The 15,852-nt window shown below is 70.0% G+C and carries 10 protein-coding genes; 9 read left to right on the top strand and 1 reads right to left on the bottom strand.

Annotated elements, in window-relative coordinates:
- The 7 genes from KBI5_RS09855 to KBI5_RS09825 all read left to right on the top strand — a co-directional run.
- Nucleotides 1-1,116 (top strand): FAD-binding protein (locus KBI5_RS09855; protein WP_085015071.1); only part of this gene is annotated, 1,116 nt, incomplete at its 5' end.
- A 44-nt stretch (nt 1,117-1,160) separates the two neighbouring features.
- On the top strand, nt 1,161-2,156 hold the full coding sequence (gene nadC, locus KBI5_RS09850; protein ID WP_236707286.1) for a carboxylating nicotinate-nucleotide diphosphorylase: 996 nt from the start codon (nt 1,161-1,163) through the stop codon (nt 2,154-2,156).
- Entirely contained in the window at nt 2,156-2,908 is a 753-nt protein-coding gene (locus tag KBI5_RS09845) for a type III pantothenate kinase (RefSeq protein ID WP_011438733.1), read from the top strand. The genes nadC and KBI5_RS09845 overlap by 1 nt, the downstream gene beginning before the upstream one ends.
- Nucleotides 2,909-3,100: 192 nt before the next feature.
- Nucleotides 3,101-4,018 (top strand): SGNH/GDSL hydrolase family protein, encoded by a 918-nt coding sequence (locus KBI5_RS09840; RefSeq protein WP_085015069.1) that lies wholly within the window; start codon nt 3,101-3,103, stop codon nt 4,016-4,018.
- A 235-nt stretch (nt 4,019-4,253) separates the two neighbouring features.
- The gene (locus tag KBI5_RS09835; RefSeq protein WP_085015070.1) at nt 4,254-5,201 is read left to right on the top strand and encodes a (2Fe-2S)-binding protein; all 948 of its coding nucleotides are present in this window, start codon (nt 4,254-4,256) and stop codon (nt 5,199-5,201) included.
- 515 nt (nt 5,202-5,716) lie between these two features.
- Entirely contained in the window at nt 5,717-8,221 is a 2,505-nt protein-coding gene (locus KBI5_RS09830) for an ATP-dependent Clp protease ATP-binding subunit (protein ID WP_011438737.1), read from the top strand.
- Between the two features lie 68 nt (nt 8,222-8,289).
- Nucleotides 8,290-10,050, top strand: a complete 1,761-nt coding sequence (locus KBI5_RS09825) for a metallophosphoesterase family protein (RefSeq protein WP_085015068.1) — start codon at nt 8,290-8,292, stop codon at nt 10,048-10,050.
- A 1,655-nt stretch (nt 10,051-11,705) separates the two neighbouring features.
- On the opposite strand, the gene KBI5_RS25850 is transcribed toward KBI5_RS09825, so the two are convergent.
- On the bottom strand, nt 11,706-12,599 hold the full coding sequence (locus KBI5_RS25850; RefSeq protein ID WP_198537619.1) for a hypothetical protein: 894 nt from the start codon (nt 12,597-12,599) through the stop codon (nt 11,706-11,708).
- Here KBI5_RS25850 and KBI5_RS09810 point away from each other — a divergent pair.
- Both KBI5_RS09810 and KBI5_RS09805 read left to right on the top strand, forming a co-directional pair.
- On the top strand, nt 12,568-14,658 hold the full coding sequence (locus tag KBI5_RS09810; protein ID WP_198537617.1) for a hypothetical protein: 2,091 nt from the start codon (nt 12,568-12,570) through the stop codon (nt 14,656-14,658). The genes KBI5_RS25850 and KBI5_RS09810 overlap by 32 nt on opposite strands.
- 270 nt (nt 14,659-14,928) lie before the next feature.
- On the top strand, nt 14,929-15,852 hold a 924-nt coding region (locus tag KBI5_RS09805; RefSeq protein WP_085015064.1), incomplete at its 3' end, for a serine/threonine protein phosphatase.

Raw genomic sequence — 15,852 nt, 5'->3', positions numbered from 1 at the left:
CGGGACGGCGTCGGCGCGGTGACGGCGGGCGCGGTGGTCCTGGCGACCGGCGGGATGGGGCAGATCTTCGCGTCGACGACCAATCCCGGCGTCTCCACCGGGGACGGGGTGGCGCTGGCTCTGCGCGCGGGCGCCGTCGTCGCGGACCTGGAGTTCGTCCAGTTCCACCCGACCGCCCTGTGGCTACCCCCGTCCAGGCCGGGCGCCGTCGCCGAACTGCTCGGGGGCCAGCAGCCACTGGTCAGCGAGGCCATGCGGGGGGAGGGTGCCGTTCTCGTCGACGCGGCCGGCGAACGGGTGATGGCGGGCGTCCATCGGCTGGCCGACCTCGCGCCGCGCGACGTCGTCGCCAAGCAGATGTCGCGGGTCATGGCGGCCCAGGGGGTCGATCACCTGTTCCTGGACGCCCGGGGGCTGGGCGCGGCGACCATCGAGCGGCGGTTTCCCTCGATCACCGCGCGCTGCCGGTCCGCCGGCATCGATCCGGTCGCCAGGCCGATCCCCGTCGCGCCGGCCGCCCACTACGCCAGCGGCGGGGTGCGCACGGATCTGTGGGGCCGCACGAGCGTGGCCGGCCTGTACGCCTGCGGGGAGGTGGCCTGCACCGGGGTGCACGGCGCCAACCGGCTCGCGTCGAACAGCCTGCTGGAGGGGCTGGTCTTCGCCGCACGCATCGCGGAGCACCTGGCCGGCACAGCGCCCGGCGGCCGGCACCGCGTCGCCATCCCCGCCGCGCCGGTGGTCGGTCGCGGCAGTGGTCTGACCGACCCCGCCGAACGCGCGGAGCTCGCGCGCGCGATGACCGACGGTGCCGGGGTGCTGCGCAGCGCGGACAGCCTGCGGGCGACGGCGAAGGTACTGGCCGGTCTCGGGGACCTGCGGGTCAGCGGGGCGACGGTCACGGCCGGGCCGCCGGCCTGGGAGATGACCAACCTGCGCACGGTTGCGACGGCCCTCGCCGCCGCCGCCGCCAGCCGGACGGAGACCCGCGGGTCCCATTGGCGAGAGGACTTCGGTGAGCGGGACGACGAACACTGGCTCGGCCGGATCCTCACCCGGCTCAATCCAGAAGGGGAACTGATCGTGGACGTCGAGCCCATGCGCGGCTCGCGGTGAGCGGTTCCGCGCCCGGCTCCGTCTGCGGGCCCGGTTCCGCCGGTGTGCCCGGCGGACGGCTCTCGCCCGCCACCCGCAGTGCCCTCGCCTCGGCCGGCCTCGACCCGGACGGGGTGGTGGCCCTGGTCGGCCGCGCGCTCGTGGAGGACCTCCCGGTCTGGGAGGAGAACGAGGTGACCGGCCAGATCGGCGCGGTCGACGCGACCTCCGAGGCGACGGTCGACCCCGCTCTCGTCGGGCACGGCGCCATCGTCTCGCGGGCCGCGGGCGTCGTCGCCGGCCTGCCGGTCGCCGCCGCCGTCTTCGAGAGCCTGCTCGGGCCGGCCGCGACCGTCACCCTGACCGCTCGCGACGGCGACCCTGTCCCGCCGGGTACCACGGTGGCCTACGTCAACGGGCCGGTCCGCGGCCTGCTCACCGCCGAACGTACCGCGCTGAACCTGCTGTGCCACCTGTCCGGGATCGCCACCCTGACGCGGGCCTGGGTCGACGCGGTCGCCGGCACCGGCGCGATGATCCGCGACACCCGCAAGACGCTACCCGGCCTGCGCGCGCTGGAGAAGTACGCGGTGCGCTGCGGGGGCGGGGTGAACCACCGCATGTCGTTGACGGACGCAGCCCTGATCAAGGACAACCACGTGGTCGCGGCGGGCGGCGTGGCGGCGGCGTTCGCCGCGGTGCGGGCACGGTTCCCCGGGCTGCCCGTCGAGGTCGAATGCGACACCGTCGACCAGGTCGCGGAGGCCGTCGATGCCGGATGTGATCTCATCCTCTGCGACAATATGTCGCTGGCGGACCTGCGAGCCGCGGTCCAGCTCGCCCGTCCGGCCGGGGTGCGGCTCGAGGCGAGCGGCGGCCTGACCCTGCGAACGGCGGCGGCGGTGGCAGCCGTCGGCGTCGACTATCTCGCCGTCGGCGCCCTGACCCATTCGGCGCCCGCTCTCGACCTCGGCCTCGATCTCGCCCTGGACCCCGATCATCGCCCGGGATCGGCCACCGCGGGCCCACCGATCGAGGATCTGATCGTGGAGGAATCCTGATGCTGCTCGCCATCGACGTCGGTAACACCAACACCGTCGTCGGCGTGTTCGAGGGTGAACACCTCGCCGACTCCTGGCGGGTACGCACCGACCCGCAGGCGACCGCGGACGAACTGGTGCTTCTCTACCGCGGCCTGCTCGGCGAGTACCAGGTCACCGGTGTCTCGATCTGCTCAACCGTTCCCGCCGCGCTTCGAGCGCTGCGCCGGATGGTGGTCCGGGCCTTCCACGACATCCCGGTCGTCATCGTCGAACCGGGGACGCGGACCGGGGTTCCCATCCTCATCGACAATCCGAAGGAAGCCGGYGCGGACCGCATCATGAACACACTCGCCGCGCACCACCTCTACGGCGGGCCGGCGATCGTCGTCGACTTCGGCACCTCGACGAACCTGGACATCGTCTCGGCACGCGGCGAGTTCATCGGCGGAATCTTCGCACCGGGCATCGAGATCGCGCTGGACGCACTCGCGTCCCGGGCGGCCCAGCTCCGTAAGGTGGAACTGGTCGCGCCACGTTCCGTCATCGGCAAGAGCACGGTCGAGGCACTCCAGTCTGGCATGATCTACGGCGTCGCCGGCCAGGTGGACGGCCTGGTACGCCGCATCCGGGCCGAGCTGGACACGGATGCGGTGGCGATCGCCACCGGGGGTCTCGCGTCCGTGGTCATCAAGGAAAGTGAGACCCTTGACCGTCACGAGCCCCATCTGACACTCATCGGCCTGCGTCTCGTCTTCGAGAAGAATATCTGATCCGGTCCCGACCGATCCCGACCGGGCTCGTTCGGGCTCGTTCGGGCTGCCTTACGGCGACCAGGCTAATTACGACGATCGTGCATCTCCGGGGCTTCGGCCGGTCCAGCGGATTAGGCAACCGACTCTGCCKAGCGACAGCCACCGGGTTCGACGGACCGCCCTCCCGCGACTCGGTTACGATTCCKTGCCATGCGGGACCGAATCTCGGGAACACAACCCGGCGTATCGTCACATCCCGGCAGCGGATACTTCACTCATCCCTTTCTTGTCACCGCGATGGCAGCATTCTTGTTCGCCGCGGTTCCGATTACATACGGTTGGAATGATCCGGCTTCGGCCGGTCCGCAGCCCCGTACCCTGGCCGTRCTGGGCGACTCCTACTCCTCGGGAGAGGGCAATCCCCCCTTCGACTCGCTGGCCCCCCGGTGCCGGCGGAGCAGCCAGGCCTGGCCACGACTACTGGKCGGTATGGGATCGGGGGTCACCGTCTCGCTGTTCGCCGCGTGTTCCGGAGCCACCACCGGCGCCCTACACGAGTCATTCAAGGGCGAGAAACCCCAGCTGGCCCAGCTACGTGCACTGGGCCGGGCCCCGGACGTCGTCACCATCACCATCGGCGGCAACGATGCCGGATTCGGCAGAGTCATCTTCAGTTGTTATGCGTGGAGATGCTTCTGGGATGGCAACGACCGCCGCGAGCGCGATCTTGTCACCAAGGAACTCCCGGGTGTCCTGAGCGCCAACTACACGGCGGTGAAGGCCGCCGCCCCGCATTCGCGGATCATCGTGGTCGGCTATCCCTACATATTTCCGGACAACCAACTCAACAACATCTGTACCTGGCTGACCAACAGGGAACGTCGACAGCTGACGAGGCTGAACAGACAGCTCGACCGGGTCATCAGAAAAGCCGCGTCGGATGCGGGAGTGGAGTTCGTCTCGACGGATCGGGTGCTACGCGGTCACGAAATCTGCACACCGGACCCGTGGGTGGCTCCGGTCAATCTGTTCGGACCGACACGTGATCTGAGYGCGCACCCCACCATGCACGGGCAGCAGGCCATCGCCGAGGCCGTCCAGCGCCATCTCGCCATGGACAGCTGGTGACGCGGGCCKACCATCCCGGCAACCGCGCGATGTCGAACCACTCATGATGCCGACCCGATGACTCGTGGGCATAGCACTGATGGCGACTCCAGTTGACGCCAGACATGAAGTTAGGCTTACYTAAAGTTATGCTCATGCTCACGCTCACGCCACTCCGCGGGAGATCCCGCACCCTGGCACAGCTACGCCCGGCCCAGCCGCGACACACCTCCCGGTCCCGGCAGTGAAGCAGTCGGTGAACGAACGCCGCACCGGCTCGGCGGCGTCCCCGGCGGCGCCTTCCAGGGAGGTGGCCCCCGAGGGGACGGCGCCGGAATTCTCCGGGGGTACCGTTCAGTGCGCCGAACCGCCGTTCGAGGCGAGCCTGCGGGACCTCGCCGAGGTGCTGGAGCCACGCGGTGTGCAGTTCGGGATGCCGGACGGCCCGGGCTGGGCCGACTGTGCCTTCCTGACCGGGCCAGCAGGCGTGGCCGAGGCCTTGGCCCGGGTGGGCGACACGCACGGCGCCAGCCCGGAGGTCGCCGCGAGCTACCTGGCGAACTGGTACTCGGCGAACGTCGCCGCCCCGGCCATCGCCTGTTTCGTCCTCCTGCACCGGGTGCCGGCCCTGACCCCGGCGACGATGTCCCTGCGCGTCCTCGACGGCGGCTGGTTCGACCAGACCGCGTTCCACCGACCGGCCATGACCGTCCTGGCGGATGACCCGATCGCGGGGGGCGCCACCGCCGGAGACGGGATGAATGCCCGGATCGGCGTGGTCGGGGACGTCGCCGCGTTGCGCKGTCGCCTGGTCGAGGAGGTGCTCGCGCATCTCCAACCGTTCGTCGAGGAGCTGCGGGGACGGGTCCGGCTCGGCCTTCCGGCGCTGTGGGGTGCGGTGGCCGCGCAGTGCGCCCGCGCCTTCCTGCTGACCGAGCGCGCGACCGGCGATCCCCACCTCGGCCGAGTGGAGGCCGACGCCTTCTTCTCCCGGGCCACGCCCACCATCCGGGCCCGGCCCCGTTGGCACGAGTTCGTCCACCACGGCCGGCGGTACACCGGCATACGCCGTGGGTCGTGCTGCCTGGCCTACCGGCTTGGTGACGACTACTGCACCTCGTGTCCCTTTACTGGTGACCAGGATCGCGAGGAACGGCTGCGCGCCTGGATCGACACGCAGGGCAATGGAGGCCTTGCGGTCTGAGAGCCACCCGAAGTACAGCCCGAGTATGCGCACGTAAAGTAGTTACTCGCGAGATGCAAGCAAGATCCGTCGCCGAAACTCCCCAGGGCGACGACAATGAGTAACATTGACAACGCAAAACGATATACATGTGAGTTGAATCACAACAAGATGCACCTCCTCATCCACTACCGTCGGTAGCATCGGTGAGGAGGCTCACCGAGGTGGGACGCACCGCCTGGCGCGTCCCGCCRCACCGTACGTCCGACCGGAGACGTCGCGAAGCGGGTGGCGTCGCGAAGCGGGTGGCGTCGTTCTGCTCTTGGCGGAACGACGTGACGGAGTCATGGCTGGTCGGCCACGGTTGCATTAGACGTCTCCGCTGGACGGCCGGCACTTGCGCCGGTCCGCCGCCCACGACGATGTGGGCGGTGCCGGCGGGTAGGTTTCTGTTCGATGCGTGAGGACATGCCTCGGCGGAGCTAGCATGCGGATACCGGCTGTCGTGTGGTCGGTCGCAGCTCGAAGGAGCGCACATGTTCGAGAGATTCACCGACCGGGCACGTCGGGTCGTCGTCCTGGCCCAAGAAGAGGCCAGGATGCTCAACCACAACTACATCGGGACCGAGCACATCCTGCTCGGCCTGATCCACGAGGGCGAGGGCGTCGCCGCCAAGGCTCTCGAGTCCCTCGGCATCTCCCTTGAGGGTGTGCGGTCACAGGTCGAAGAGATCATCGGCCAGGGGCAGCAGGCACCGAGCGGGCACATCCCGTTCACGCCGCGCGCGAAGAAGGTCCTGGAGCTGTCGCTTCGGGAGGCGCTGCAGCTCGGTCACAACTACATCGGCACCGAGCACATCCTGTTGGGCCTGATCCGCGAGGGCGAGGGTGTCGCCGCTCAGGTGCTCGTCAAGCTGGGTGCGGACCTCAACCGGGTGCGGCAGCAGGTCATCCAGCTGCTGTCCGGTTACCAGGGCAAGGGCGAGACCGCCACGTCCGGCGCGCCCGCCGAGGGGACCCCGTCCACCTCCCTGGTGCTCGACCAGTTCGGCCGCAACCTCACCGCGGCGGCGCGCGAGTCCAAGCTCGACCCGGTCATCGGGCGCGAGAAGGAGATCGAGCGCGTCATGCAGGTGCTGTCGCGCCGCACCAAGAACAACCCCGTCCTCATCGGCGAGCCCGGCGTCGGCAAGACCGCCGTGGTCGAGGGGCTGGCGCAGGCGATCATCAAGGGCGAGGTGCCCGAGACCCTGAAGGACAAGCAGCTCTACACCCTCGACCTCGGCGCTCTGGTCGCCGGTTCCCGCTACCGCGGTGACTTCGAGGAGCGGCTGAAGAAGGTCCTCAAGGAGATCCGGACCCGCGGCGACATCATCCTGTTCATCGACGAGCTGCACACGTTGGTCGGCGCGGGCGCGGCCGAGGGTGCCATCGACGCGGCGTCGATCCTCAAGCCCATGCTCGCCCGGGGTGAGTTGCAGACCATCGGCGCGACCACGCTCGACGAGTACCGCAAGCACCTGGAGAAGGACGCCGCTCTTGAGCGGCGGTTCCAGCCGATCCAGGTCGCGGAGCCGTCGGTGGCGCACACGATCGAGATCCTCAAGGGGCTGCGGGACCGGTACGAGGCGCATCACCGCGTCTCGATCACCGATGCCGCCCTGGTGGCGGCGGCCTCCCTGGCCGACCGTTACATCTCCGACCGGTTCCTGCCGGACAAGGCGATCGACCTGATCGACGAGGCGGGTTCGCGGATGCGCATCCGTCGGATGACCGCCCCGCCGGACCTGCGCGAGTTCGACGAGCGCATCGCCGCCGTCCGCCGGGACAAGGAGTCCGCGATCGACGCGCAGGACTTCGAGAAGGCTGCGTCCCTGCGGGACAAGGAGAAGACCCTCCTCTCCGAGAAGGCCAAGCGGGAGAAGGAGTGGAAGGCCGGCGACATGGACGTCGTCGCCGAGGTGGGCGACGAGGAGATCGCCGAGGTGCTCGCGATCTGGACGGGCATCCCGGTCTTCAAGCTCACCGAGGAGGAGACCGCGCGCCTCCTGCGCATGGAGGACGAGCTGCACAAGCGCGTCATCGGCCAGCAGCAGGCCATCAAGGCCGTCTCCCAGGCGATCCGGCGCACCCGCGCCGGGCTGAAGGACCCGAAGCGCCCCGGCGGCTCGTTCATCTTCGCCGGCCCGTCCGGTGTCGGTAAGACCGAGCTGTCCAAGACGCTCGCCGAGTTCCTCTTCGGCGACGAGGACGCGCTCATCCAGCTCGACATGTCCGAGTACATGGAGAAGCACACCGTCTCGCGGCTGGTGGGTTCCCCGCCCGGCTACGTCGGCTACGAGGAGGGCGGCCAGCTCACCGAACGGGTCCGGCGCAAGCCGTTCTCGGTGGTCCTGTTCGACGAGGTCGAGAAGGCCCACCCCGACGTCTTCAACACGCTGCTGCAGATCCTGGAGGATGGTCGCCTGACCGACTCCCAGGGCCGGCTGGTCGACTTCAAGAACACCGTCCTGATCATGACGTCGAACCTGGGCACCCGGGACATCTCCAAGGGCCCCGGCATCGGCTTCGCCACCGGCCAAGGCGCCGTCGACTACGAGCGGATGAAGGCGAAGGTCCAGGACGAGCTCAAGCAGCACTTCCGGCCCGAGTTCCTCAACCGGATCGACGACATCATCGTCTTCCACCAGCTGTCCGAGGCCGAAATCATCCAGATCGTCGATCTCATGCTGGCCCGGGTGGACGCCCAGCTCAAGAACAAGGACATGGCTCTCGAGTTGACGTCGGCCGCCAAGGCGCTTCTGGCGAAGAAGGGGTACGACCCGGTGCTGGGTGCCCGGCCACTGCGCCGGACGATCCAGCGGGAGATCGAGGACGTCCTGTCCGAGAAGATCCTCTACGGCACGCTCAAGCCGGGCGAGATCGTCGTCGGGGATGTCGAAGGCGACGGTGACGAGGCGAAGTTCGTCTTCCGCGGCGAGGCGAAGCCGAACCAGGTGCCCGATGCCCCGCCGGTCGATCTGGCCAAGTCCAGCGAGTAGGCGGTCGGGAATTCCGTGCCGCCTCCCGGGAGGCGGCCAGTCCGGTGACCCGGCGAGGGCCGGACGCGATGGCCGGAGTAGCCCCGCGGCTGCTCCGGCCATCGCAGTCTCGGCCGCGTAGCCGGGCTGGTCGCTCCAGAGCTGGAACACGTTCGTTCTCTCACACATCGCTCGGTCGCACCGCTCGATCGGCGACCGGTAACAGAATATGGGAAAATGTCAGCCACCGGGTAACCACCTTGCCGGCCGGGGCATCCGGCGAGATCGGGTCCGGTTGCCGGCGCAGGCACGAGCACAGGCACAACTTCATCGCCCCGAGGACGATTCGGACTGCTGGTTCGGCGAACGGGAGAGCTCCGCTGGTGACTGGTAGTCCCGACGTCGCGCTCGGCGTTCACCTGACCTTCGGCTCCGATCCCRCCACGTCCATGGTCGTCTCGTGGCTGACCCGAACGGCCGTCCCTCGGCCCCAGGTACGGTTCGGTCCGGCGGCTGGCGGATCTACCGGCTCGGTGACCGCGCTCACCCGTTCCTACACGGACGCCCTGACGAACGAGGTGGTCTTCGCCCACCATGCGCACCTGTCCGGGCTCCTGCCGGCTGCCGACTACCGCTATGACGTGGGTCATGACGGGCGCTGGGGCTTKGCCCACGGGTCGTTCCGCACGGCTCCGCGGCATCGGGCCGCCTTCAGCTTCACCTGCTTCGGCGACCAGGGCACCGACGAGCCGCACGATCCGTACGGCTCGGCTGCGTCACGCCACGTGATAACCGGAGTGGAACGCCTCGCGCCACTGTTCAACCTCGCGAACGGTGACCTGTCGTACGCAAACCAGCGCACGGATCCGGTTCGCGCCTGGTTCGACTGGTTCGCGATGATCAGCGCCTCCGCCCGGTTCCGGCCGTGGATGCCCTGCAACGGCAACCATGAGACCGAGCGGGGCAACGGAGCTCTGGGGCTCGCCGCCTACCAGACCTACTTCGCCCTTCCCCAGCACGACGAGGAGGCCTACCTCGCCGGGCTCTGGTACGCGTTCACCGTCGGCGGCGTGCGGTTCGTCATGCTCAGCGCCGCCGACGTCTGCTATCAGGACAGCGGGCGGGTCTACCTCCATGGGTACAGCGCCGGCCGGCAGACCTCCTGGTTGAGACAGACCCTCAAACAGGCCCGCGCCGATCCCGGTATCGACTGGATCGTCGTCGGCATGCACCACGCCGCGGTGTCGACCGCGGTGGAGCACAACGGCGCCGACCTCGGTATCCGGGAAGAATGGCTGCCGTTGTTCGACACCTACGAGGTGGATCTGGTGCTCTGCGGCCACGAGCACCACTACGAGCGCACTCATCCGCTGCGCGGGGTCGTGCCGGACAGCGCGACCCGGACTCCCCGCCCGGCCCCCGGCGCGACGACGCCCGCCCGGAAGACCGCTGACGGAGCGGGCGCCGCGGCCGGTGACGGGGCCGGTGACCTGCTCGACACCTCGGCGGGCACCGTCCACCTGCTCGTGGGCACCGGAGGATCCTCGTCGCCGTCCGCGCACGCACTGTTCGATCCACCCGCCTGCTGGGTCATCGTCGGCGTGCACGAACAGGATCCCGGCCGGTGGCATCGCCAATCGGTCCGGGCGAGAGAGGACGCGCCCTGGCTCGCCTTCCGGGCACCGGAGCATCCATACGCCTTCGCGGCTTTCGAGGTGGATCCAGGTGAACCGGGCGGCTCGACGAGCATCCGGGTGACCGTGTACGACTCCAGTGCACCGACGCCGGTCCCGTTCGACCGGTTCACCCTCGTCCGGCCACGCGCCGACGCGGCCGTGCCCACCACCTGACCGGCCACCCGACCGAGAAGCCGTCGGACGGTGCGAAGCGGGCCGGTTCTGATCGCCCTTCCGGCGGGAGCTCAGGAATCGTGCCACGACCATGACAACCTCGATCTCGACCGAAGACCGTTCACCGCTCGCATCGTGTGACGGTATTCAACGTCAGATCCGCCCCCGGGATAGCGTCACTCGCTGTGAGATCCGTCGGATTATTGGCGCCGGAACCACCGCCGCTGCACCGATCAGCTCGATGGATCCCGCCAATTCCGCGAACAAACCGCGCCCGCGCGGTGGCGGGCACATCCGGGACGACGAACGAGCCGAATAACATCATGTCAACATCATGGATACAACGGCGACCCACCATGCGACGAAAGGACGACCGCGGAAGTTCACCGGCGCACGCGTATACCGGCGGCGCGGCAGCGGGCACTACAGAACTTCGTCGGGGGTACGACCCTGGGCCCGGTTGCCGATCCTTCCTCGGGCGGGAGCGACGGCACACCCCACGGAAGGATCGCAACCGACGGGCCGGCAGCGATCGCAAGGCCGATTTTTCAGGACTCCTCTGGACATCCACCAGGCGCCAGGAATATTTTTCCGCCAGCACGCCACAATTCACCGGGATAGCACGATCAATGCCCGGCTGAGGGACCGCCGTCTGGGGGGCGACCATTGGCTGAGAAGCAGCGAGCGGCCAGGGGGCTCCTGCCCTCAGGCCCACCCGCTATGACCAGGATTTTCGGACGGGACCAGCATTACGCGGCCCGGTATTACGGTCCCCGGAAGAAAGTATCACCGGCGGGTGCGAGCGGATTTGAAGACGCCCGGGAAGGCGTCGCCGCCGGATCCGTCGTCCTCGGCGCTTGTCGCGGCTGGCACGTTCAGCGACGCCGCCGGGTCCGGCGGAACGGGTGTCTACCGTGATCGATCACCTGGGGACGTCGATGGCGCGGTCCGGCCGGGCGGCGGAGGCAACGCGGCTCGACCAGATGATCTATGCCTGGCCGCGCCGAAGCAGGACGGGTGGCGAGGGTCACCTCCCGGCGGCGAGCTCCCTGGGCTCCACGGTGACCAGGTCCTGGAGCGGGCTTCTCGCCGGCGAGGTCGAGCTCGACGAGAGCCGGGTCCCCCACCCACCGTCGGCGCTCGCCTACCTCATCCGATCTCCGGATCATCCCGAGGCGCCGGATCATCTCACGGCGAGGGATCCGCACCGCATCCCGGAGGCGGCGCTCGTGCACCGGATCCGGATCCCGGAACGCGGCGGCGACAGCCGGGCTCGGCTGCGTGCCCACATCCTGATCGGCCGGGCGGACTATCTGACCGAACGGGTGGGGCTCGCGTTGTACGCGGCGGGTGGGGTCGTGGTGGGGAACTCCCGCACCATCCCGCGGCTGGCTCCCCTGCACCTGCGCGACCTCACCGCACGCCGGCGGACGGGCGAGCGGACCCTGCGCCAGTCGGCGCGCGCGGGGGTGCGGCGCGATCGGCTCGTCACGCTCATCGCGACGGTATTGGCATGGTCGCGGGCCGAGCGTCCCTTCGTGGTGGCCCACACCGGTTCGGATGAGGCGCTCATGCTGATGTGGGCCCTGGTGGAGATCCTCGAAGGCGTTCTGCCCTACCGGCTGACCTTCTCCACGCATGCGACCACCGTCCCTTCAGGCGCCACCCCCTCGGGCGCGCGGCACACCGACGAGCCAGGCCCGCGGTTCCTGTTTGTCCCGTTCGAACCAGAGTGTGCCGGCAACGGGGAGCCTGCCGCGATCCACGTGGATCCGCGGGTCGGGCCGGACGCTCCACCGATCATGACCGCCGCCGCCCGGCTGCTCGTGGACCTCCACGGCCGCGGTGGGATGCGGGGAATCGGCGACCTGCTGGCCCTGGTCGGTGACGAGATGTTCGACCCGAGCCGGCCGGAAGCCTGGTGCCGGCGGGTGATGGAGAACGGGGTCGAGAGGACCACCGCGCCGCCGCCCGGCGGCGACCTGGCCACCCTCGCGGATACCGCGGGTGCTCCGCGTACGGGCGTCCCGGGTACCGCGAGTGGTTCGGGTACGTCGGGTCCCCCGGATCCGGCACCCCTCTCGACCACGACCGATGCCGTCGGCCTGGGACACTCGACGGCCCCGGCCGCGCCGGGCGATCCGGCACYGGCAGCGACGACAGGCGCCGGAGCGCTCGCCGTCCGCGAACACCTCCGCGAACGGTACGAACGCCTGCGGGCTTCGAACTGGTCGAGCTCCGCCGAACAGGGCACGGCCGCGGACCCCGTGCGCCGTCTTTTCACCGCCCTCATCGAACCGGTAGGTCTGCCGGCGGACCTGGCGAGCGTGGAGCGGCTGCGCGGTCAGTTGCGCCGGGTCGCGGGGCTGCTGGCCGGCCCCGTCGCCGGCCCGGGCGGCGGGCTCGTGCCAGCGGCCCGGGCAGCGGGCCCCGGGCCCCGGGCCCCGGGAACGGTTGYGCGAGGAGATCGTCGGCGTCATTCTGGGCCGGCTGCGGGAGGAGGAGCCGGCCGGCCGGATGATCGACAAAATCTCCAACGCGGTCGCCAACGCGGTCTCCGAGGAGCAGCGCCAGGTCGAAGGAACAATCTCCGCCCTCGCGGACGAACTCGCCGCGTTGCGGGTTCCTTCGCCCGCACAGGTCCACGACGAGCCACCGCGCCGGGACGAGCCACTGCGCCGGGACGAGCCACTGCGCCAGGCAGTCCCGCTGCTCGCGGTCGCCCTGGAGTCGATCTTCTCGGGATACCGGATGACCTCCGCGCGCGACAACGCGATCCGGCTGGCCACGGAGACCGTCGAGGCGCTGCGCGCCGCCCGACCGGACCACCTGTCGGCGTCGCCTACCGGTGCTTCCCGACCCGCCCGACTCCCCGTCACCGTGCGCCGCGTCCCCCGACCTGCCACGCCGCCGCCCGCCACCCCGGAATCGGCCACCGCGCAGCCAACCGATCCGGGCCCAGGGGAACGGCGGCACCTGGAACGGCTGGAACGGGACGCGGGGAACGCCGTCATCCGACACGTCGCGGAGGCGTATCGGCAGGAGTGGTCGTACTGGGACGATCGTCTGCACCCGATCGACCGGCTGCTCGCCGCGTTGGGCGTCCCGCTGGGTATCTCCCTCAGCGACGCGGCGTACGACCCTCTCGTCGATCCGCTCGAGTCACCCACCGAACTCCGCGAGYTCGCCGCGCTACGTGACCTGCTGCACTGCACCCTGCCGCAGCGCGGCGAGCCCGCCCGGTCTCCTCTCGGAACGGTCTCTCAACGCCCACCCGGCCACCGTACCGATGTCCTGGCCCGCGCCGCGAGCGACGTCACTCAGGCCATCACTCGACGGCTGGCCCCGGACGCCTACCAGAGCGACCACGACCGCGCCGCCTACATCGACGCGGTGCACCGCGCGGTGACGACGATGCAGCGCGAAGTCGTGGAGATGTTGACCCGGCTGGTCGCGGGGCTCGCCGCGCTCGCGATCCCGGCGGCCGCGGTAGACCCCGCCGTCTGGGCCGGGCGCCGCATCGATCTGATCCATCAGACGCTGCGGGCCCTCTTCGACCTGTTCGGCCTGCCCGAGGGTTTCGAATTCGCCAGAGCCCTGGCAGACGAGGTGGTGACAGGCGCCGCACCGACGGGTGGCGGGTCGCGGTGGCCCCCGGAGTCGGCCGCGGCGAAAGTCGTGCGTCTGCTGCGCGAAACCCATGCCCGGGGAGCTGATGCGTTCCGGCTGCTCGTTCTCTACGCCCCGGGATGGCATACCGCCGAGGACATCCGCGATGACATCGCCTACGCGGGGGCCTCCCCGGTCGGGCCACCCGGCCGGCCCACGTCGCGGGCACATGAGGCGGAGGTACTCGGAGCCGGTGCGCGCCCGTATTTCGAGCGGTTGGTCGCGGTCGAGGCCGCGTCGGGACGAGGCGACGGGCCGCTGATGCAGACCGTGCGGCGCATCGCCGGCCTCTACCTGCCCGGCGCGTCCCACGAACCCGGTCCGCCAGGAGCACCAGGAGCACTCGAGAACGATCTACGTGTCCTGGGTGCGGAGCTCACCGCCCGCATTCCGCCGACCTGGCCGGATGGTCCCGATCCGGCGATCGCCTTCCTCCGAGCCTGCCAGCTTGGCCAGCCGAACGCGGCCCGCATCTTCGKGCTGTTGGTCCGACACGTTCCGAACTGGGACGACGCCTGGGATCTGCACGAGGTTATCCGCCGGGACGGTGCCCCGGGCCAGGAAACCGCCCATCCGGAGGAGGGGCCGTTGACGGGTCCGGAGTTGGCCAGAGCGGCGGAGAGGTACTTCCGCCGAACAGTGCGGGGATCGGAGGCAGATCACCCCTTCCCCGCCGACCTGGAACGCGTCGTGCGCCGGCTGGTGGCGCTCTACCTCCCCGACGACCCGCGGCTGCGGGCCGCGAGCGAGCTGCCCGGCTTCGTCGAGAGCCAGGTGATCGCCGCGATCGGCCGACCCGCACCGCTCAGGCGCCGCCGCCTGCTCCCGTGGCGCGCCACGACCGCCATGACCACCAGAGTCGCCGTGACCGCCGTGACCGCCGTGACCGCCGTGACGTTGTGCCTGACCCTGATGATCTTCATCACCGTGACGCGTTGATGCGGYGGCGAACAATCACCGTCTCGCGCCCCCCGATACGGGCCGTCACCGTTCATCGGAGGCATCCTTCGTGGCGCCCGCCTCTCGGCGGGGYCGCCCGGGCGTCGGCCCTACTCGGCCGCGCCCAAGTCTGGAACAATGCTCAGCACTTGTGTCAGTGTCGCGACACATACCCGGTCTCTTCTGAGTTGATGCCTTTAGGTATGAAGGAAGACGGCTGGCGACACGTCCTACAGCGTGATCGTAATTGCTACGGCGAGGACGGAGGCCATGGGTAGCCCGCTGGTACCGATCATGCTCATTGTGATGCTGCTGGTGGGTGGGCTGGTCTTCGTCATCCTCAACAACCGGCCCGTCCGGCCCGGGGAGAACCAGCGACGCTCTCGTGGCCTCGACCATCAGCGCCACCGATACGGTACGGTGCCGATCCGTGACAGCTCTGACGCCACCCCGCCCGACGGGATCGTGCCCGGCTTCGCCGAGCCGGCGCCGGTCTCCTCGGCAACCGGTGCGACGGGCAACACGGCGGACAGGTCAGCGGACAGCGCGAGCGGCGTCCCGGACGCAGGCGCGGCATGGGGAGGGGATGTGACCTCGCAGGTTTCCGTCGGCGGCGGTGAAGGCGACCGCGATCCCGACTCCACCGGCTGGACGCCACCGCCCGCCGGTCAGCCGCACCTCGGGCCCGGTGCCTTCGGTGACGAACGGGCGGATGCCACCCGCTACTACGACCCGGCGACCGGCGACTATCCCCTCCCGCCACCCGGGGAACACGCGCCGGCTCCGCGCGGCGCCGAGTCAACCCGAACGGTTGAGGACACGCCGTGGGAGAGCTCCCCCACGGCGACGACCATCCCCGTGGCTCCGCCCGCTCCCCCGAGGGGGCAGACGGGCGATCTCATGGCGATCGAGCCGGAGCAGACGACGGCCGCCGCGCTGCGACTCGCCGCCGCGGGGCGCACCCGCCGGGGCAAACGCGGCGGTCCCAACGAGGACGCGTTCGTCGTCGTCGACGGGCTGCTGGCGGTGTCGGACGGGGTCGGTGGCGAGGCTGCCGGCCAGATCGCGTCCACGCTGACGGTCACCACGGTGGCGGGTTTCCGCCCGCAGTACGCCGAGGATCCGCTCGAGGGCCTGCGCAAGGCCGTGGAACGGGCGAACTGGGTGGTCCGGACCCGGGCTCGAGAGGAGCCG

It is taken from the genome of Frankia sp. KB5 (assembly GCF_002099325.1).
In the GTDB taxonomy this organism is placed as follows: Bacteria; Actinomycetota; Actinomycetes; order Frankiales; family Frankiaceae; genus Frankia; species Frankia casuarinae.
This window is presented reverse-complemented; position numbering and strand designations above follow the sequence as displayed.